The sequence below is a fragment of the Desulfonatronovibrio magnus genome (genome assembly GCF_000934755.1).
Lineage (GTDB): Bacteria > Desulfobacterota > Desulfovibrionia > Desulfovibrionales > Desulfonatronovibrionaceae > Desulfonatronovibrio > Desulfonatronovibrio magnus.
The window spans coordinates 111,700-132,231 of the sequence record NZ_JYNP01000016.1 but is presented as its reverse complement, the minus strand read 5'-3'; the positions used below and the strand labels follow the sequence as shown (position 1 = coordinate 132,231).

Genomic DNA, 20,532 nt, shown 5'->3' with positions numbered 1-20,532 from the left:
CGTTAGAGATTGCCGCGCTCGCCCCAGTTGAATGGCTGCGCCTACACTGCGTGTATTCAACGGGATAAAAAGACTCGCTCGCAATGACACCTGAGTTGTCAGGGATGTGGTTGCTGAAAACCTGTCACCCACGAGAAAGCCTAAGCGACCTAAGCAATCTGTATCGTAAAACCGTAATGCTCTGAATTTATTACATATACGTTTGTAGTTACTTAGAAATCATAGCTAAAATGTTGATAAAACCAGGTTGTAACGGCTTGGCACGGCTTCCTGCCCGGAGGCTTACAGCCCGGAGGGGGGTGTCCCTGGCATGGGGACTGTCCACAATTGACTTTTCAGAAATGCGTAATGCTCCCCATACCTGGTCCCGGGATTCTAAGCTGGAGCACTGACAAAAAAGCTACGCTGCAGAATATACTCTATTCTGTCTTTTGAGGCTGATCCATTGATCTAAAGATTGTGCAGCCTTTAGACCGCTGAAGACTGCGTGACCAATCCTGCTGGGGCCTGTTAAAGCGTCTCCTGCTACAAAAACAGAGTCGATCTTAGTCATGTGAAGCCATTTGGCCTGGCCCTTACGTACATTATCCAAGCCAAGATCATGTGCAAATGGGGGCGTAGCCATCTCACCGATGGCTGTTACCACCATATCAACCTCCAGCCTTGTCAACTCCCCATCACACACAACTGATCTGCATCTTCCTGTATCATCAGGTTCAGCCAGCCTGCACCTGGCAAATTCCAACCCTTCCACTTTATCCTGTCCCAGTATGCGTATCGGAGTTGCGAGCTCAATACATTTCACCCCAACCTGTTCCAGCATATTCATTTCAAGACTGCCACAAGGCGCTTCGCTTCTCGTTCTTCTGTAAATATGGTAAACATTTTCAGCGTCATTGGCCTGGGCTGCATGCATTACATCCACTGCAGTAAATCCCGCACCTATGACGGCAATATTTTTTCCTTTGATTTCAGGAGGTTTTATATTGTGCTTGTCATACATGGCTGCTCTTACAGGAAATAAAAATTCAAGACCGGAGTAAACCCCGGGAAGATGACTGCCTGGAATATTCAAGCGTTTGGACTTCCAGGTGCCAGTACAGATAAGTACCGCATCATTATCTTCAACGCGGCCACCAAGACTTTTAAAATTAAAGGCAAAATCGTCACCTGCCTCCTGATGTAGAGGTTCAGATCCACATATTTTTGTGTTGAGTTTGAACCTTACCTGATAGTTGACCATCAGATCATGTACAGCTTCCTCAATAATTGTTTGCGGGATTCTATGCCCAGGAATCCCAAAAACCATTAAACCTCCGGCCTTGGGTAATTTGTCATATACTTCGAGCCGGTATCCCATACAGGCGAGATAACCTGCTGCAGCAAGACCTGATGGCCCGGCACCAATGATAGCTACCTTTCTGCCATTATCAGGAGGAGTAGTCTTGCATAAAAAGGTGAATCGCATAATTTTTCCATTTATTGGTTATAGCAATGTGCAGGAAGCGGTGAATAGATACTTCTTTACAGGGTAAAAATTTCACATAAAAAAAGGCCCCGCATGGCGGGGCCTTATAAAAGCGAATCTGCGTGCAAGCTCAAGTCTATTCATTGAGCCCTTTTCTGCCAATCTGTCTGGCATACGCAAGTGCTACTGTACGATATACAAGGTGGGCAAGTTTTGACCAGGGCAGGTATGCGAAGAGCATAAACACACTGACCAAATGCAGATAATAAACTATATATGCTGGAGCTGCTGCTTCAGCGAGCCTGAATATCTGGGCCAGAAAACCAGTTACTACTACAAACCAGATTACACCTATTAAATACCAGTCATAGTATGAGTTTACAGTCTTTTTAGGATCTGAATTGAGTCTGTTTCTGGTCATGAGTACAAGCCCGACTATCAGGGCGATACCACCGACATTAGCCAGGATTTTGACCGGATTCCACAGAGCCAGAGGGGTAACCATGCCAAATCCGAACAGCTTGTTGGTCCAGTAGAACAGAGCTATTGTTCCGGTTACTACTGCTAAGGCAACGAATCCGTAGAATACCAGCAAGTGCCCGGGATATCTGTCTTTATTGGACTCACAATCCTTGAACTTACGGTGATTAATAATTTCATCTTTTACAACTTCAATCAATGACTTTAAAAATCCAGGAGCATCCTCTTTGGGAGTCAGTCCCGATTCCTTGAATGAGTTAAACATACTTCCTATGGATGTAGCAAAGGTAAATACTACAAACAGAACTGTAAGTATGAATATTGGATCAATTGCCTGAAGTGTAGGGAAAACCTTGGCAAAAATAATATCACCGTCAGGTATGGTTAATCCAGTAGTCAAGGCCCATACTATCAGAAAAAGTGCGGCAGGTATGCCGAATAGTATGGGAAGGTACTTGGCTGAACTCATCCATTCGCCGATGATTGCTGGTTTGGACAAAGATTTGTATGCCATGTTGCGAAGCGCTGCCAGAAGATCTCCAGGCTTGGCGCCTCTTGGGCAATTATCTGAGCATTCTCCACAATTGTGGCAAAGCCAGATATCAATGTCATTTACCAGTTTGTCTTTAAGTCCCCATTGAGCCCAGACCATTTCTTTCCTGGGAAACGGTGCTTCCTCAGGAGAAAGAGGGCAAATGACGCTGCAAGTAGCACACTGATAACATTTCTTCAGCGATTCACCGCCAGCAGCCTGCATTTCCCGAATAAACTGAACATCAGGTTCGATTCTTGTAGCCATCTAATAACCTCCTAGAAGCCCTTGTATGGGTTTGGACCGTAGCCTTCAACTTCTTCGATAAAATCATCTATTATCTGAGGTATCTTGTCATACTCATCAATAGATATCTGCTTCTGCTGTACTCTTTCCGCTTCCACCTGCAATCTTTCAAGAGTTTCACCTATATTGTCCATTCTCTTGTTGCAGAGCTCACTTCCCTTAATAAAGTGACACTGGTAGTCGTCGCCGTACTTACAGCCAAGAAGCAGTACACCATCCATACCCTTACTCATGGCCTCAGCAATCCACTGAGTATTTACTGATCCAAGACATCTGATAGGAATAAAGCGTACATATGATGACCATTTCTTCTTGCGCATAGCTGCCATATCCAGAGCCGGATATGCATCATTTTCGCATACGAGTACCAGCATTCTGTATCCGCCTTCCTCTTCATCTTCTGGAACCTGGACAGAGGCAATCATTTCGTTAAGCATTGATACGCTATAGGTATCAAAGGAAATTACGCGCTCTGGACATGCACCCATGCAGGTTCCGCAACGACGGCACCTGGTGGTGTTTGGTTCCGGTGTACCCTTTTCGTCATCATCAAGTGCACCAAAGGGGCATTCTTCAGTACAGCGCTTACATTGTGTACAACGCACCATGTTAAATTTGGGGTATGTAGGATCTCCTGCCCTTGGGTGCACAGCAACACCGCGGTTGATGGACTCAAGGCACTGAATGGATTTCAGAGCTGCTCCTGCTGCGTCATCCTTGGCAGTTCCCATGGACATGGGCTGTCGTACGCAACCAGCTGCATATATGCCAGTTCTTCTGGTTTCATAAGGAAAGCAGATATAGTTGGAATCTGCAAATCCATCAAAAAGATCCAAGTCTGGAATCTGCTCTCCCTGACGATAGCCAAGTTTAAGTACCGGCTCATCAGATATGGTGGGTACCATTCCAGTGGCAAGTACCAGCAGATCGACCTCGACCTCAAAGTCTTCACCGAGCAGAGTATCTGTTACTTTGACTATGACTTTGCCGTCTTCACCTTCTGTAATCTCCTGAATCTCAGATTTGGTTAAAAAGATTCCTGGATCATCTTGAGCGGCTCGGTAGTAATTTTCAAATACTCCTGGAGTTCGCATATCCTTGTAAAAGATGTATGCCTTGGCATCATCACCCTGCTCTCGAACATATCCGGCCTGTTTGAGTGAGCCCATACAGCATACGGATGAACAGTATGAAAGGTGCTCTGCATCGCGCTGTCCTGCGCACTGAATAAAAGCTGCAGTCTGAACTGGCTGTCCATCAGATGGTCTGACCATTTTCTGGTCTTTAGCCATGGTTTCCAGCTCAATATTAGTAACTACATTTTTAATTTTTCCGTAACCAAGACTGTCAAGCTTGGATGCATCATAAGGTTTCCATCCGGTAGCAAGCACAAGGGATCCTATCTTAAGTTCCTGGTCTTCACCGTTGTTCTTGACTGTCACTCTGAATTTGCCAGGTGCTCCTTTTATCAGTTCAAGCTGAGTTTTGGTCATAACCTTGATTTTATCATTTCCTTCAACTTGAGAAATCAACTCAGCTATAGTTGGTGGCTCAGCATCGTGATATGGATGTTTGGTTGGTGTCTGCTTATACATTTTGGCTGCAAAACCGCCAAGTTGATCTTCTTTTTCCACCAGGACTACATCATATCCAGTGTTTGCAGCATTAAGGGCTGCAGTAAGTCCGGTAAATCCGCCTCCAAGAACCATAATGGTTTTAGTCAGATCCATAGGTTCAGCTTCAGGCTTGTTGGTTCTTTCAAGCTTGGCCACGCTCATTCTGATATAATCCCTGACCATCATACTCAAAGGATCCGCCAGCTCCTCTTCTTCTGGCTCAGGAAGATCAGGTGCATTGTATGACCAGACTGCAAGTTCACGAATGTTAGCACGATCAACAACAACATCCGGCCCGAACTCAAAAACATCCCACATTACACGTGGTGAACAGGCTGCAACGCAGACTCTGTTGATACCTTCTCCCTCTACATCTTTCTGAATCTCAGAAAGTCCTTCCTTGCCACATAGAAAAGGTACCTGCTTCAGAACTGCAGGTGAACTTTCTTCATCAACGTACTCAGTTACCTTTTCCATATTTACATTCTCACCAATTTCACAACCGGTGCAGATATATACTCCTACTTTAGTGTCAGCCATTGTGACTTACCTCCTAACCGTTTGTATAGCTTTAAGGGCCGCGCCGGTAGCAGTCTCGGCCGATGTCATAACATCTAACGGCATTTTGGCACATCCTACAGCAAAAATACCCTTTTCATCTCCTCCGGTAATAAAGCCTTCTTCATCTTTGGGAACTTCAAGCGGGAGATCATTTTCAGCTATTGATGGCTGCATGCCGGTTGCCAGAACAACAAGGTCGAACTTTTCTTCCTTTTTGATTCCGCCCATTATATCTTCAGCTGTAACCACAACCTGGTTGGATCCAGCATCTTCTTCGATTTTAGCCACCTTGCCCTTAACCATAAGGACTTTTTCATCCTGTTGAATTTTATTAAGAAACTTTTCGTATCTGCCCGGTGCACGAAGATCAATATAGTAAATAACAACTTCGGCATCAGGGTACTGTTCTCTAATGTATGTACAGTGTTTTAAAGAAGCCATGCAGCAAATATATGAACAGTAATCAAGATGATTCTGATCTCTTGATCCTGCACACTGCACAAATGCTATACGCTTAGGTTCCTCTCCATCGGATGGTCGTTGAATCTTACCATCGGTGGGGCCTGCTGGAGCTGCCAGTCTTTCTAACTGCATATTAGTAATGACATTGGGTATCTGACCACCGCCTAAATTGGTCAGCTTGCTGACGTCATAGGGTTCCCAGCCTGTAGCCACCATAACAGAACCTACACTGATGGTGATTTCCTTTTCCTTTTCTTCAAGATCAATGGCCTGATATTCACAGGCTTCTACACACTTGGAGCATGAAGTTCCTTCACAGACCTGTTCATCAATAACATAGCGCATGGGAAAGGACATGAGATGCGGGCGATAGATGGCCTTGGTTTTGCCAAGGTTAAAATCGTAGGCACTGTCGCGTTCTACTGGACATACATCAACACATTTGTCACAGGCTGTACAGTTGTTGTTGACATATCTTGGTTTGATTTTGATCTTGACGTCATAACTGCCGGGTCCTCCAGAAACTGAAACAACTTCAGCCATAGTGAAGTATTTTACCCTGGGGTTATTTTTGATGCGCTGAAAATTAATTTCCAGCCCACATGTGGGAGGACAAAGCTTTGGAAAGTAATGCTTAAGCTGTGCCACACGTCCTCCAAGATATGGCATTTTTTCCACAATGAATACCTCGTGGCCTACTTCCGCGGCTTCAAGAGCAGCGGTTATGCCGCTGAATCCACCGCCAATTACCAGAATACTATTATTGGACATTATAAATCCTCCCTGATTATTTGCCTTATCTTACGAAAATGGCCTAAGGCCAAACTAAAACACAGTGCTCAGTTCAGCTTGGACTTAGACCATAAAAAAGGCTGCGGGCGGACTGCCCGCAGCCTTTTAATTGCTGTCTTTAGTCCGGAATGATCTGGTAGTAAGGCTTCTTAAAGAAGTCTGTTTTCTTCTCAGCCGGATTGTATTTTGAGTTAGTGAAGCACTTCCATTCCTTGTCGTTGAGATCCAGATAGTCGGCGCGATAGTAAAAACCGGGGTATCTGGATTCCTTGCGGAATTTGATGTGCAGTACGTGCAGTCTTACTGTCCACAGGCGATGGTAATTTTCCCATGCGCGGAGCAGTTCATGCATGTCGCGAGCACAAAGCTTTTTGGAGTCTTCTTCAAGCAAGTCAAGATGCTTTTCGCAGACTTCAAGAAGTGTTTCAGATGTGGTATAGTAAGTTGAACATCCACCGCCGTACTCATCTGTGTACTTCATCAGACGCATCATGAAGTTCTTAGGTGTGATGTACTTTTCGTTGATGTCAGGAGCAGTGGATTGACCCACATTTTCCTGATAAGTGTACCAGGGCTGATAGATTTCTTTTGCCAGATCAGCTGCACTCTGTGCAAGTTCAGGCTTGAAATCCTTATGATCAACAACCCAGCGAACCATCTGCTTACCAGCAATACGTCCTTCAGCATGTGAACCAGAAGAGAACTTATGACCTGATGCTCCAACGCCGTCAGCGCAAGTCCACAGTCCGTTGACAGTAGTCATACGGTTGTAAATCTTGCCGTTGTCAGCTTTGATCTTGTAATCGTCTGGAACCCAGTCTTCGTCTGGTCCTGAAACCCAGATGCCGCAGCAGCCTGAGTGAGATCCCAAGAGATAAGGCTCTGTAGGCATGATCTCTGATCCAACTTTTTCAGGCTCAATGTTCAGACAAGCCCACAGGTTTGCCTGACCAACGCACATGTCAAGAAAGTCTTCCCAAGCTTCTGACTCGAGATGCTTCTGTTCTTTCTTGCTCAGCTCTTTGAAAGTAGTCTGAAGTGCAGTTGCTGTATCCATGTAGATAGGACCGCGACCTTCTTTCATTTCTTTCATCATCATGTGGTTACGCAGACAAGTAGGAATAATCTGACCTTTAGCATATCCCTGATCTTCGTAGGATTTGAGCATTTCACGGTTGGTTACGCAGTAGTCTTCACCCTTGGCATTAGTAGCTTTGGCTTTGAAGAGCAGGAACCATGCGCCAACAGGACCGTATCCGTCCTTAAAACGAGCAGGGACGAACCTGTTTTCCATCATGGTCATTTCAGCACCAACCTGGGCGCACATGGTGTATGTGGAACCAGCGTTCCATACAGGATACCAGGCACGTCCGAGTCCTTCACCAGTTGACCTTGGGCGATATACGTTAACAGCACCACCGCATGCTACCAGCATGGCATTACATTTGATAACGTAGATTTTGTTTTCGCGAGTTGAAAATCCAACTGCACCAGCCACACGGTTGGGCTCATTTTTGTCGAGAAGCAGCTTTACTATGAACAGACGTTCAATGTAGTTGTCCTGTCCAATGGCATTCTTGGCAGCTTCAGCAACAATTACCTTGTAGGATTCACCGTTGATCATGATCTGCCAGCGGCCTGAACGTACAGGAGTAGCGCCAGTTCTCAGTGAAAGTCCTTTTTTCTTGGCCTGGGCACCGTCAAGGTTCTTACCATTTTCATCTTTAACCCAGCAGGGAAGTCCCCACTCTTCAAACAGATGAACTGAATCATCAACGTGACGTCCAAGGTCGAAGATCAGGTCTTCACGAACAATACCCATGAGGTCTGTGCGAACCATGCGTACATAGTCGTCAGGATCATTTTCACCAACATATGTGTTAATGGCTGAAAGACCCTGGGCAACTGCACCGGAGCGCTCAAGAGCTGCCTTGTCAACCATCAGGTAACTGATATTGTGGGGATCAGCCCATTTCTTAACTTCAAAGGCTGCTCCACAACAACCCATGCCGCCGCCGACCATGAGAATGTCTTTCTCAAGTTCTACAACTTCAGGCTCGGCAAGAGGGATACCGATGTTCTGACTTTTAGATGGAATTACTGGCATAAAAATACCTCCTTAAAAATTTTATATTCAGCTTTCAGCTAAAAAACTATCTGTTTCCAAGTTCGCAAGAGGGCTCAAACCAGCACTGGGTAAATTCAGGCTGATCAACATCGAATTTCTTGCCCAATACTTCTTTTGGCTTTGCCAGCTCAGTTTCAGTGAAGAGCAGTTCGTTTTCCAGATCGCCTGCATCAGGTTTTCCTTCGTAAGGCTTGATGGAACCTTCTTCAGTTGTTCTGATGGGGAACTTGAAGCGCTTGATGTTTCCATTACGGAACTGAATTGTCCACATAATGTCTGATCCACTGCGCATGGGGATAGATGTTCCACCCATGGGTGCAAAGTCACCATAAGGACGTGCTCCAATGGCGCCCTGGGGGCAGATCTTTACGCATGAATAGCATTCCCAGCAAGCTTCAGGCTCCTGGTTGTAAGCCTTCATTTCCTCAGGATCGAGGATCATCAGGTCGTTAGGGCAGATGTACATGCATGCTGTCTTTTCTCCGCCCTTACAGCCGTCGCACTTTTCCGGATTTACAAAGGTTGGCATAATGTTCCTCCTAATTGTAGGTTTTTGTATACCATTGCCATGCCCTTTAGCGGGCAATTATTATGACGGTTCGGATACATTTCCGACCGCCCCTCCCAACAAATGTTAGCAGCTACAATGAAGCTAAACTTTCATATAACTGCGTCTTGCTTTATTTGTCAAGAGAAAACAAAAAATAACCGGGCGCGAATTTCGTCACGCCCGATCATATATACTTTAATCAATTATTTCATTTCATCGCCGGAAGCGGCCTTCTGCATCTTAATTTCAACCTTCTCAGTAAGGCCTGCATAATAAGCTCGCAGAATGTCCAGAACTTCTTCACGACCAAAATGATCAACAACTGGTTCACCTTCTGAAAGCGCCTTGCGCAGTTTGGTACCACTCAGGATAACCCTGTCATTTTTGCCATGGGGGCAAGTTTTCATGGAAGCCATACCATCGCATTTGTAGCAGTAGAATGTCCAGTCTATCTTCATGGGCTCGCAAAGCAGGGCCTTTCCTGGCTCAGCTTTGGCACGCTCTTCTTCCGTAGCATAAGGAATGCGGTCAAAGATTTCTTGAGCCTCAAACAAAGTATAGAAATCACCCACGCCTGCGTGGTCACGGCCGATAATCATGTGTGAAATGCCGAAGTTCTGACGAAATGTGGCATGAAGCAGAGCTTCCCTTGGACCTGCATAACGCATGTCTAAAGGATATCCAGCCTGAAGCACAAAGTCTTTTACAAAATAACCGTCAATGAGGGTTTCAATGCATTCCAGACGAACGTCTGCAGGAATGTCACCGGGCTTCAGGTTACCGATGAGAGAGTGGATGAGTACACCATCGCACACATCAGCAGCAATTTTGGCAAGGTGCTCATGAGATCGGTGCATAGGATTTCTCAGCTGAAGAGCTGCAATTTTTGACCATCCACGATCTTCAAAAGCTTTCCTGGTTTCTGCAGGACGCATATAAGAACCGCGGTATTTTGGATTTGTAGGGTAGTCGCCTTCAGAGAGAACTTTGACAGGACCGGAAAGGCAGATTTCTTTTCTCTGCATTACTTTCTGAACTCCGACATGGTCTTCAAGAGCTGTCTTGAGAAAATCTCCCTGAGAGTCTTCTCCGTTGCCCTTATATACCATTTCAGCTTCCCACTTCTTATCGTCATCACTCATAGCGTACTTAGTTTCTATTTTCATAGTGGCATATATTTCGCCTTCACATTCCAGAGTGACTTCATCTCCTTCATTAATGGCATCTGCTTCATCCTTGGAAACGGAAAGCATGACAGGCACAGGCCAGAATGTTCCATCTGCGAGTGTAAAATTCTCACAAACAGATTTCCAATCTTCCTTGTTCATGAATCCGGTTAAAGGGCTGAAACCTCCAATCCCCATCATAATAAGGTCTCCCTTTTCCTGGGGATGAATTTCAATCTTTTTCAGACCCTGTGCTTTTTTGAGCTCTGCATCTTTTTCAGCTCCTTCCAGAAGACATACAGTTAAACCTTTCCCTCCATGGGGTGGCAACAGCTTGGACATTGTCAAACCTCCTTAAATTGTTTCTTATAATAATCAATAGCCTTGTGAATAAATGTACATAATAGTGATGAAATTTTAAATTTGCAACAATTTTTTTCAGAAGAACAAAATAAAAAAACGAGAAAATTCATGATCAGCTTTATTGCAATTTCTTGAGCACTGACTTGTTAAAATTATAACTAACTGATTTCATTGCATGTTCTTTTGCCCTTGTGCAAATTAGATTTTTCTTACATGGATTTTGTAGAAAAGGCAACTTGTTTTTTAAAAAAAAGTAAGAGGAATTTTTAAATAAAGTTTAGGGGGCTTATGAATAGGACATTTCATACAGAATATCAAGAGGATAGGACAGTTCTTGATGTGAGCAAACGTGGCAGTATACAGATTTTGCAAATGAGAATTCAGTATGTTAAATAAATCACAAAAATGATAGGCAGATCATCTTGGATATGCTGGCCAAAGCCAACAAATAGTTGCAAATGATTCTCTTCTCAGGCAATTTGCATAGCCTCTGCGAGGAACCATCAAGTTGATCAGGGTAAAAAGACTCGCTCGCAATGAAATCTGAGCTGTCAGGGATGTAGTTGCGCAAAACCTGTCACCCCCAAGGGAGCCAGAGCGACCGAAGTAATCTGTTTGGTAAAGCCATAATACTCTGAATTTATTACTAATTTGGCTTTAGTTGCTTGTTAAGAATGTAGTTAGTTAGTAACTTACCGCCACAATCCTGCAGCAAAATCAAGCTTCAGCCTTCAGCCTGAAAAGTCCAGTTAACGCCTCAACTTAAGGGCCGCTGTAAATATTGGATTGTGGGCAAGTCAGTATCAAAGATTTTTAAAATATGAGCAGGATGAATAATTTAGTGAATAAAAATCAGAATTAAGATTCAAATGAGCCTGATGATGAGCTTGATGACTTGTTTGTATACGCATTAACAATAGTTTGTTTCAACAATGAAAAGTCGCAGGGTTTTGCAAGGCAGGAAAAAATTTTATCTGCTATCTCTGGATCACCTGGATCAAACGTTCCATGACCTGTCTGGATAATAATCTGCATGTCAGGGTGTTCTTGTTTCAAGGCAAGCAAAAGTTCCCGTCCGTCCATTCCAGGCATTTTGACATCCAGGACTGCTACATCAATATTTTCCTCCCGCGCCAGCCCAAGAGCTTCCTCACCCCTGTTGGCCACGAAGACATTGAACCCGCGCAACTGCAGTCTTCTTTGCAATGAGGTTAGCAAGGCTTCCTCATCATCCACTAAAAGTACAGCTATATTATCTTTGTTCAATAGGTTGTCCTTTATAATAATGGGGCGCGAATTATATTTCGCGCCCCGTACATGATCCTATTTACTTGAGCCGTCTCAGTGACTTATGCGGGCCATGGCAACCACTGCCAGTAACCGAGAATCGTCCAGCTCCACAATACAACCCAGGAAAGAAGCAGAACAAAGAAACCATGTTTGAAAAAGTCACCCATGGTCAGCAGTTGTTCGCCAGTTTTTGGATCCTTGGCTGTAGCATAGATGATAGCGTTGTTAGGTGTACCTACCACAAGCATATGAGCAAAGGATGAAGCATAGGCTGCGGCCAGACCTACCTGTACCGGAGATGCTTCGGCAATGATCGCCATAGGCACGACAATGGGGCCAATGGCCGCCACTGTAGCTCCATCACTCATAAAGTTGGTCAGTACGCCCACCAGAATAGATGACGCAATGGCCAGTCCTGCACCTGATTGCGACAGGAAGGTCGGCAGCGCTGCTACAAAAAGATCAGCTACCCACAGAGCAGCTCCTGTTGAAGCCAGACCATAACCCATGGCAGTTGCACCAGCATACAAAAATACTGGGCCCCAATGGATGTGGGCAATGTCCTTGAAGCGAAGTATACCAAGTATGTTCAGGGCTACCAGAGCTAATATAACCGGACCACCCATGCCATAAATACCAGAGAATGCAGACCAACAGAAGATAAGCAGGACCAGCACAATGGCTGTCCTGTATTCCGCCTGAGTCATCTTTCCGATTTTGTCAGCTTCACGCCGTACATTGGCAGCAATGTCCAAGGCCTTAATTTTGACTTTGTTTCTGCCCCACAGATAGAAATAAAGGCCGACAATGAGAGCCATGACTGGAACAAAAGGCAGACCGTACATGACCCACTGAGCAAAAGTAATATTAATGCCATAATCACTCAGAATCTGAATCATGACAACGTTTCGTCCACCAGCTGCGGGAGAACCGGGCCCTCCAACATTACAGGCATAGTTAAGGGTCAGGAGCATCATGACCACCAGCGTTTTATCTTGCGATAGGCCTCCAGTCTTAATGGCGGAAAGGTATACCAGCATGAAGATGGGTGCTATGAAAGCAATGATGGCGTGCTCGGAGAGGAATGAAGCACATACTGCCACCATGGGGGCAAAAATCAGCCCCATTTTCAAAATGGACGTAGTAGGGGAAAGCACAAGGAGACCAATGCGCTTGTCAAGTCCAGTCTTGCTGATGGCCATAGCCATGGCCAGAACTCCGAAGATAAAGAACACAGCATCAGAGGCAAATGCCTTGGCTACCCCTGTGGGCGGTAGTACCTGGAAAAAGTACATGATAACTGCTATGAGCATGGCAGTTACGCCAATGGGTATGGCTGCTGTAGCCCAGAACAGTGCTGCAATCACCAGAACGCCAACCATTACTTTGGCGCGCTGGGCAGCAGCCTGGATCTCTCTTTCACCTTCAAGGTTGTAAGGTGCCAGCCTACCATAGAACTCAGCAATGGTCTGGCCCTCGGCCAAATTTCGGAATTGAGCATAGCCCCGAATCATTTCATCCTGGGGAGTTCCCTTTTCTACGGAAAGCATTGTGATCAGCTTTTCCGGAGCAGGCATGAAAAACAGGGTCAAAAAGATTATTGCTCCCAGGATGATGATGCCAGGACGGGAACCTTCAGAACCAATAAGCCAGCTTTTAAGATTTTTTTCCTCAACAAAGGGTATTTCATTGCGCTGCATGGCATAGCGGTATTCCTGTCTGCCGATTTCAATCTTTTCGATAAGCTCTTCAATTTCTGCAGGCTTCTGCATGAATGCCAGTACATCATGTCTTCCAGTCAAGCGGGCCAGTTCAATATCGCCATGTCCAGTAAGCATGATAATTTGAACTTCGGGCTTGATTTTTTTCAATTCCTGAAGGGTTTCAACCCCATCCATGTCAGGCATCTTCTGATCAAGGACCACTACTTCCGGATCTTCATGCCGGATAGCCTTCATGGCATCTTCACCGTTATCAACGTCAATTACATGATAACCCCTGGCTTCAAGCCTTTTGGCAAGGGTGGTGCGAAATTGATCCTCATCATCTACCAGGAGTACTCTTGGCTTTTCGCCTGGCATAATGCTTGTATTTTCTGTCACTGTAAACCTCCATTAAAAAAAATTGTTAGGGTTTGTGCTCGCAATCAATTTTGATCAAGTTAGTATTTCTGCCCTTTCTGCCAGTGTGGAATATTCTGTTGCCAATTTCTTTGAGAGATTCCTCATAATCCACAATCAGTGTTTTAGTCTTTTTTCCAGAAGCAGATTGTCCATCCTCAACCATAATAGACCTCCATATTATTTTTTGTTTATGAAAACAGTCCTCAGATTTTTGATGTAAATCTAAGTGACCATTATCAGCAATCATCATTTGTTTTTCAGCAAATCCTGCGCCTGGGGCAGGACTACAGTGAATAACGTGCCTTTTCCGATCGCGCTTTCCACTTTTATCTGACCACCAAACCCCTCTACAATGTTCAAACAAATGGGCAGTCCCAGTCCAGTACCTCTGCCTTTTTCCTTGGTGGTGAAAAAGGGAGTAAAGATGCGCTCTAACTGCTCTTCAGTCATACCTGCTCCAGAATCCGATACTGTAGCCTCTACAAATCCATTATTCAGGTCTGTTTTGAGGGTGATTACGTCACCAGGTGCAACAGCATCTCTGGCATTATTCAGAAGATTGACAAAAACCTGGCGCATGAGATCAGGGTCTACATAGACTCTGGGGAGGTTATCTGCCAAGTCTTTAATCAGTGAAATATCTGACATATGCAGTTCTTTTTGTTTCATCCCGGAAACAGCTTCCTCAAACAGATCATTAAGATTGCACTCCTCAAACCTGGGCTGTGACTTGCGAACAAATGTCAATATTTCTCTGGTTATACCTCTGGCACGGACAACAGCCTTGTCAATCTGGTCCAGCTCCTTGCGGATGGCCTCAGGAGAGGCATCAAGATCCATTTCAGGATCAAGCATATCCCTGATTATTCCAGATTCCGCATCAATGATTGCCAGTGGGTTGTTAATTTCATGGGCCACTTCACCAACAAGCTGTCCGACAGATATAACTTTGTGGGCGTGATAGAGTTGACCTTTCAGCTCGTTTCTCTCCTGATCAAGTGTCATTGCTCGGCTCAGCAGGAGGTTAACAACAACACCAATAAAAATCATGATGACCAGTATCAGCAGGATTGTACCAATTATCAGGGTATTACGCATAAAAGTCATTTCAGAGAAGGCCTCATCAGCCTGCTGCAACATAATTAGACACCATGGAACCTCATTAAGCCAGGTATGTGCAGCGAGTACTTCTTGTCCATGCCAATCCATAACCACAACGCCGGAACGGTCAAAATAGCCTGGCGCATAGTACGCAGGTTCGAGCAGCTGCCCAAGTTCGGCCTCACCTACCTGGAAAATGCCCTCAGTGTTGACCACAAACCCAAGAGTATTGATTCCGTTGCTTATGGTGCCTATCATGCTTTCAAGCTTGCCAGGGTAAACACTTGCTCTGACAACATGATACTCCCCATCAATCATCTGGCGAACGCCAATTGTGAAATGAGGCTGCAATCGTAAACCGAGATACAGGTCAGTTATAATGTAACTTTTGGATTGATTAGTTAGCTGAATGAACCATTCTTCACTGCTGTAGTCTTTCCCTTTGAGGTTGGGGTAAGGTCCAGCGTAATATGTCTGGATTCCCTTTGAGTTGATTAGACCTATATCAGCAAAAGCGTCATCAGACATTATGAGGTTCTTTAGATAATGATCCATTCTTTCCTGGCTCGGCTTCAGGGAAAAATCGGCCATGTGAAACAGGTTAAACACATTGACCACCCTTTTCTGCATGAACAGGTCAATGGTATTTTTCTGGGCTTCAGCAATAGCCGTAAGCTGCTGCTTGCTGCTCTCGCGCATGTTGGTGTTGAATTTGTTATGGAAGTATAATGATAGTATAATGATGGGAACTATATATGTAAGTAATAGACATAGCAGGATACCATGTCTCAGACGGCGATGTGCATACCTGACAGACTCGTTAGGTGTCTTCGGATGGCCATTTTCGGAAACAGCACCACCATAAACCCGCTGCTTTCTGGTGCTTTCGTTTCTGATAGCATTGTTGGACATTCTTGAAATCCCGCCTGACATTCAAAAGTTATATCGATTGTACAGCGATATTATTTTATAAAAATAATCTAAACCAATAAGGTATCATATTGTGCAAAAAATAACTTGCGAAAAAATAAGACGTCGATTGCCTTATAAACTCAAAGTTGACGCTAACGCAACAGAATATTTTATTTTTTTTGCCGCAAAGAAATGAAACGGTTTTGCGAATCATTGAGAAACAATTTGTTTCTGAGTGAAACAAAGGCTCATTTGAATCATTGAATGAAGGCTAGATTTGTCAGTAACTAACCTCCCTTGTGTCCGGTCTCCAGCCAGGGGGGCTCTTGTAGTACCAGCTGATTGTTCAAAATGTGGCTGGTGCCACATAAAAAGAGGTATTCCCAGGCTGGAGCCTGGGAACAAGCGCAAATATACTGAAATTTGTAAGTGCCTGATTATATAGGAAATAAGATAGAAGTTACATAAAGGCTTTTCACCCGGGAGGACCGGGACCGAACTTGCGAGTAGTTTAAAATAGCCTTAACGCGTTTGGGATTGCCGCGCTCGAAGACTCGCTCGCAATGACACCTGAGCTGTCAGGGATGTGGTTGCTGAAAACCTGTCACCCATAAGGGAGCCTAAGCGACCGAAGCAATCTGTACGGTAAAACCGTAATGACCTGAATTTATTAGCAAAACAATTATAGTTACTTGTAAGCTCCTCACCCGGGCGGCCGGATTGAGGAGCATGTGCGAAGTTTATTCATCAGCAGGGTGATCCCTTAAGGACTTAACTGGCAGAATGACGCTGAAAGTGCTTCCCTCATTAACCCTGCTTTTTACGCGAATATCTCCGCCAAGTTTGTTGACTATACCGTGGCAGGTGGAGAGACCAAGACCTGTTCCTTTGCCAGGGGGCTTTGTTGTGAAAAAAGGATCAAATATTTTTCCTAAATTTTCGTCTGGAATGCCAACACCATTATCTATGACATCAATTATGATTTTATTCTGGTCTTCCAGGCGGGTGTGTATGGTGACCTTGCCGTCTTTTCTAACCGCGTCCAAGGCGTTGTTCAAAAGATTCAAGAGAAGTTGACGCAACAAATAAGGTTCACTGAATATTATTGGCAGATTTTTTTCATAAATCTTGTTGATCGTGATATTATCCAGAAAAGCATCCTGTTCGCGCATGCTCACCACTTCATCAACAGCTTCCTTCAAATTTACATCACTGAAATTTGAGTCCATTTTTCTAGCAAAGCTCAGCAACTTATGGGTAACTTCCTTGCACCTGCGCACCTGATCCACAATGGCATTTAAAGAGTCTCTGAAATCATCTCCATATTTAAAGCTCTTTGCATCTTCCTTTTTTAAAAGATCCTGAAGCCACCCAGCTTCTTCCCCAATTACAGCTAAGGGATTATTGATCTCGTGAGCTACTCCAGAAGAAAGCTGGCCTATGGCTGCCAGTTTCTGGGACTGGATCAACTGTTCATCTATCTCGCATTTCTTTGCATCTGCCTGGCGGATTTTTCTCATAAGCACACTCGATGTTAGACTTCCTATTATGATAATAAAAATTACGCCCAGAAATACTATCATTCCAAAGCCTGTCTTGACCATGGAAATATCCTGGACAGCTTCTTCCATATCCTGCCCGACCACAACTAACCAGTTATGGTTGCTTTTTAGAGTGGCAACAGCGGCAAGCGCTTCCCGGCCCTGGTCATAAAAAGTGGTTGTTGTGATTTTATGGGCGTGAAGGTCTTGCAAAGGTATATCAAATATCTGCCCAAAATCCCTGTCTAAGCTGGACCTGGACTGGATTATGCCATTTGAGTTAACGATAAAAGCTTCTCCACTTTTACCAAGACGAACGGTTTCCACAAATGAACTGAGCCATCCACCATCCACCGAGACCATAAGGATGGCCCGATCTTCAGGGTGGTCAAGATGCACTGAAATTATGAAATAGGGATTCTTACGGGAATCAATATATATATCACTAACATACACCTGATGCTCGCAAGACATGACATACCATTGTTTACTGCTTAAATCCGCATACTTGCAGTCACTAAGTAAACTACCGGCAACAACATTTCCGTCATGATCAACCAGGGCTAAGTCCTTGATTACATTTCCTGTTTTCATTTCCAGTCTGGAAAAAATCCATTGGAGTTTATTATCATCTTGAAGGTCTTCCAGCCTGTCAGAAATGGCGAAAAAACTCAGCCCTCTGCAAAGATCAGTAATTCCAGCATCCAGATTGTATCTGATTTCAGCAGCAAAGTCGGACAGCTTAGAGTTTGCACGCTGGGTGATGCTGTCTTTAATGTACTGGTAGCCTGTGAAGTAGACTATAGCGATAACCAGAACAAATGGTACACTTAGAACAAGAAAGATAACCAGGGTGACATGCTGGCGAATCCAGGTATAGGTTGCTTGATAGTGGTCCGCCATAAAAAAGTCCTCCAGAAGGTTAAGACAGGGCAGGTCCCTTTCTCAAAAGGTGCTAACCCTTCTTGCTGCTTTTGGCCTCAAATGCGTTCTGAATTTTGACCATCAAATCTTCAAGGTCACAGGGCTTCATCAGATAGTCAAAAGCACCGAGCTTCATTCCCTCAATGGCTGGATCCACTGAGGCATGGCCTGTTAGCATGATAACCTCGGTTTCAGGGGAAATGTTTTTTATTTCTGTAAGTGTTTCAAGACCGCTCAAGCCGGGCATGCGCACATCCAGAACTACAACATCCATGGGGTCGTCCCGAATCATCTCTAATGCCTGAATTCCGTTGGCGGCATCAAAGACTTCGTAATCTCTGGATGAAATCCTTTTTTTTAAGGTTTTTCGAAACCTGTCTTCATCATCTACCAGAAGTATCCTGGGTCTAATCATTTTCTTGATATCCTTTGGTCTTATGATTTGAGTTTTAAGTTTTAAGATTTAAGATTTGAGATTAAGAGAAAGCTGGAAGGCCAGAGGCATCAGTCTGATCCTATTTCCAGCGGAAGCCTGATGGTGAAAGTGGTACCTTCGCCAACCTTACTGGCAACAAATATGGTTCCTCCGAGTTTCTCAATGATGCCGTGACATATGGACAAACCAAGTCCAGTGCCCTTGCCTGGTTCCTTGGTGGTAAAAAAAGGATCAAAAATCCTTGTGAGGTTTTCTTGATGTATCCCTGTCCCGGTATCCCTGATTGTTATGGCAACAGAACTATCTTTGTTTTTTCGGGTAGACAGATGTATCTCACCGTTTTTATCTATGGCATCAATGGCATTGTTTATCAGATTGAAAAGAACCTGCCTTACCTGGGAAGAATCGGTGAGGATCATGGGAAGAGTTTCATCGTAATCTCGGATGAACTTTATGGAGTATAGGGTTGCTTCCTTTTCCCGCAAAGCAGCTACCTCATCTATAAGCTGATTCAAATCCACCTTACGCAAAGTTGCATCCATTTTTCTGGAGAAGCTTAAAAGCTTGTGAGTTATTTTTCTACACCTGCCAGCCTGAACGCTGATCTCGCGCAGTGAGTCAGTCAATTCATCGTGCTCAGGTATTCCCTGCATATTTTCCCGTTTAAGTATATCCTGCATCCAGCCAGCTTCTTCCCCGATAATGGCCAGAGGATTGTTGATTTCATGAGCGATGCCTGCTGACAGCTGCCCAATGGAAGCAAGCTTATGAGATTGAATAAGCTGCTCGTCAAGAAGCTCCTTTTCCGCATCTATCAGCTTTACCCTGCGTAGCAGAAATTTCATGCTCAATAAGCAAAGTATTAGAAGCAATGAGCCGCCAAGTCCGAAAAAAATAACTGCATTCTGACGCAAGTGGTAAAGCTCGCCATAAATATCGTCTACGTCCTGCTCAACAACCAGAAGCCATTCATTATCCTTAATCCAGGTTTTGGCACGAAAAAAACTTCTCTGATCCTGATCGGTTTCCCAGAACCTGACCCCTTCAAAAACTTCCAGATCAAGATGGCCGGGCATAACCTGGTCCATGACCATATGGCCGTCCCTGGATCGGGTCTGATAGTATCCATCACGGCTGACTATGTAGGCAAAGCCGGTCTTGCCAAAGCGGACATGCTCCACAAGGGATGCAAATTTTTCAGCATTAACAGTTGCCCTGAGAATCCAGGATTCATTTCCGCTGGTCTGCTTGACCGCAATAATAAAGTGGGGAAGTTGGCGAAATCCCAGAAAAACATTGCTGATCACCAGGTCCTTTTCCAGAACATCCTGAAACCATCCAGCCTGACTGTAATTTCTGTCCATAAGATCAAAAGGACCCACATATGCCAAATGATCACCTTCAAGGTTCAGCACCCCAAGATCCTCAAATGAAACATCGTACTCTCTTTCCAGGGTGGAATAAACCTGCTCAAGAATATGCTGATTCTTCAGGTTATCAAAATCTTCCAGCAGGGTCACCATGCGCATGGTATTTGCCAGCTCAAATAGAAAGTTCTCAATGGTGCCTTTATGCTCCATAACCACTGAAACAAGCCTGGCAGTAGCCTGCTCACTGATGGAACTTTTGTACTGAAAGTATATGGTCCCATAAATCAGCCCAATTGAAATTATTGCTGCAAGACAATAGGAGATGATGATGTGCCAGCGCAGTTTAGTGCTGTATACACTTGGTCCTTTTATCTTTCTTTTCATGTTTTCGCCGTTGAGGTTGAGGTCTTG

14 protein-coding genes are annotated in these 20,532 nt (G+C 44.5%); all 14 read right to left on the bottom strand.

The window, feature by feature from the left end; all coding sequences use genetic code 11:
- Positions 1 to 400 precede the first annotated feature (400 nt).
- On the bottom strand, positions 401 to 1,468 hold the full coding sequence (locus LZ23_RS02290; RefSeq protein ID WP_045211222.1) for an FAD-dependent oxidoreductase: 1,068 nt from the start codon (positions 1,466 to 1,468) through the stop codon (positions 401 to 403).
- Positions 1,469 to 1,604: 136 nt separating this feature from the next.
- Positions 1,605 to 2,747, bottom strand: a complete 1,143-nt coding sequence (gene qmoC / locus LZ23_RS02285; RefSeq protein WP_045211221.1) for a quinone-interacting membrane-bound oxidoreductase complex subunit QmoC — start codon at positions 2,745 to 2,747, stop codon at positions 1,605 to 1,607.
- An 11-nt stretch (positions 2,748 to 2,758) separates the two neighbouring features.
- On the bottom strand, positions 2,759 to 4,942 hold the full coding sequence (locus LZ23_RS02280; RefSeq protein WP_045211219.1) for an FAD-dependent oxidoreductase: 2,184 nt from the start codon (positions 4,940 to 4,942) through the stop codon (positions 2,759 to 2,761).
- A gap of 6 nt (positions 4,943 to 4,948) precedes the next feature.
- The gene (locus LZ23_RS02275; protein WP_045211217.1) at positions 4,949 to 6,196 is read right to left on the bottom strand and encodes a CoB--CoM heterodisulfide reductase iron-sulfur subunit A family protein; all 1,248 of its coding nucleotides are present in this window, start codon (positions 6,194 to 6,196) and stop codon (positions 4,949 to 4,951) included.
- Between the two features lie 139 nt (positions 6,197 to 6,335).
- Entirely contained in the window at positions 6,336 to 8,324 is a 1,989-nt protein-coding gene (aprA, locus tag LZ23_RS02270; protein WP_045211215.1) for an adenylyl-sulfate reductase subunit alpha, read from the bottom strand.
- A 46-nt stretch (positions 8,325 to 8,370) separates the two neighbouring features.
- Positions 8,371 to 8,874, bottom strand: coding sequence for an adenylyl-sulfate reductase subunit beta (gene aprB / locus LZ23_RS02265; protein WP_045211214.1), 504 nt, complete (start codon positions 8,872 to 8,874; stop codon positions 8,371 to 8,373).
- 224 nt (positions 8,875 to 9,098) lie between these two features.
- Entirely contained in the window at positions 9,099 to 10,403 is a 1,305-nt protein-coding gene (sat, locus tag LZ23_RS02260; RefSeq protein ID WP_045211213.1) for a sulfate adenylyltransferase, read from the bottom strand.
- Between the two features lie 879 nt (positions 10,404 to 11,282).
- The gene (locus LZ23_RS02255) at positions 11,283 to 11,690 is read right to left on the bottom strand and encodes a response regulator (protein WP_045211212.1); all 408 of its coding nucleotides are present in this window, start codon (positions 11,688 to 11,690) and stop codon (positions 11,283 to 11,285) included.
- Positions 11,691 to 11,773: 83 nt separating this feature from the next.
- Positions 11,774 to 13,816, bottom strand: coding sequence for an SLC13 family permease (locus LZ23_RS02250; protein WP_045211211.1), 2,043 nt, complete (start codon positions 13,814 to 13,816; stop codon positions 11,774 to 11,776).
- 25 nt (positions 13,817 to 13,841) lie between these two features.
- The gene (locus LZ23_RS23865) at positions 13,842 to 14,000 is read right to left on the bottom strand and encodes a hypothetical protein (protein ID WP_157493080.1); all 159 of its coding nucleotides are present in this window, start codon (positions 13,998 to 14,000) and stop codon (positions 13,842 to 13,844) included.
- A gap of 83 nt (positions 14,001 to 14,083) precedes the next feature.
- The gene (locus tag LZ23_RS02240) at positions 14,084 to 15,850 is read right to left on the bottom strand and encodes a sensor histidine kinase (protein ID WP_052507042.1); all 1,767 of its coding nucleotides are present in this window, start codon (positions 15,848 to 15,850) and stop codon (positions 14,084 to 14,086) included.
- 740 nt (positions 15,851 to 16,590) lie between these two features.
- Positions 16,591 to 18,294: a sensor histidine kinase gene (locus LZ23_RS02235; protein ID WP_045211208.1), complete on the bottom strand. Its 1,704-nt coding sequence runs from the start codon at positions 18,292 to 18,294 to the stop codon at positions 16,591 to 16,593.
- A 52-nt stretch (positions 18,295 to 18,346) separates the two neighbouring features.
- Positions 18,347 to 18,730 carry a sigma-54-dependent transcriptional regulator gene (locus LZ23_RS02230; protein WP_045211206.1) on the bottom strand — a complete coding sequence of 128 codons (384 nt, stop codon included), beginning with the start codon at positions 18,728 to 18,730 and terminating at the stop codon, positions 18,347 to 18,349.
- 89 nt (positions 18,731 to 18,819) lie between these two features.
- Positions 18,820 to 20,505: a sensor histidine kinase gene (locus tag LZ23_RS02225; RefSeq protein ID WP_045211205.1), complete on the bottom strand. Its 1,686-nt coding sequence runs from the start codon at positions 20,503 to 20,505 to the stop codon at positions 18,820 to 18,822.
- Positions 20,506 to 20,532 lie beyond the last annotated feature (27 nt).

Excerpts from the sequence above, each read along its gene's own strand:
- LZ23_RS02290 (WP_045211222.1), bottom strand. The coding sequence starts at position 1,468 with ATGCGATTCACCTTTTTATGCAAGACTACTCCTCCTGATAATGGCAGA.
- qmoC (WP_045211221.1), bottom strand. The coding sequence starts at position 2,747 with ATGGCTACAAGAATCGAACCTGATGTTCAGTTTATTCGGGAAATGCAG.
- LZ23_RS02280 (WP_045211219.1), bottom strand. The coding sequence starts at position 4,942 with ATGGCTGACACTAAAGTAGGAGTATATATCTGCACCGGTTGTGAAATT.
- LZ23_RS02275 (WP_045211217.1), bottom strand. The coding sequence starts at position 6,196 with ATGTCCAATAATAGTATTCTGGTAATTGGCGGTGGATTCAGCGGCATA.
- aprA (WP_045211215.1), bottom strand. The coding sequence starts at position 8,324 with ATGCCAGTAATTCCATCTAAAAGTCAGAACATCGGTATCCCTCTTGCC.
- aprB (WP_045211214.1), bottom strand. The coding sequence starts at position 8,874 with ATGCCAACCTTTGTAAATCCGGAAAAGTGCGACGGCTGTAAGGGCGGA.
- sat (WP_045211213.1), bottom strand. The coding sequence starts at position 10,403 with ATGTCCAAGCTGTTGCCACCCCATGGAGGGAAAGGTTTAACTGTATGT.
- LZ23_RS23865 (WP_157493080.1), bottom strand. The coding sequence starts at position 14,000 with ATGGTTGAGGATGGACAATCTGCTTCTGGAAAAAAGACTAAAACACTG.
- LZ23_RS02240 (WP_052507042.1), bottom strand. The coding sequence starts at position 15,850 with ATGTCCAACAATGCTATCAGAAACGAAAGCACCAGAAAGCAGCGGGTT.
- LZ23_RS02235 (WP_045211208.1), bottom strand. The coding sequence starts at position 18,294 with ATGGCGGACCACTATCAAGCAACCTATACCTGGATTCGCCAGCATGTC.
- LZ23_RS02230 (WP_045211206.1), bottom strand. The coding sequence starts at position 18,730 with ATGATTAGACCCAGGATACTTCTGGTAGATGATGAAGACAGGTTTCGA.
- LZ23_RS02225 (WP_045211205.1), bottom strand. The coding sequence starts at position 20,505 with ATGAAAAGAAAGATAAAAGGACCAAGTGTATACAGCACTAAACTGCGC.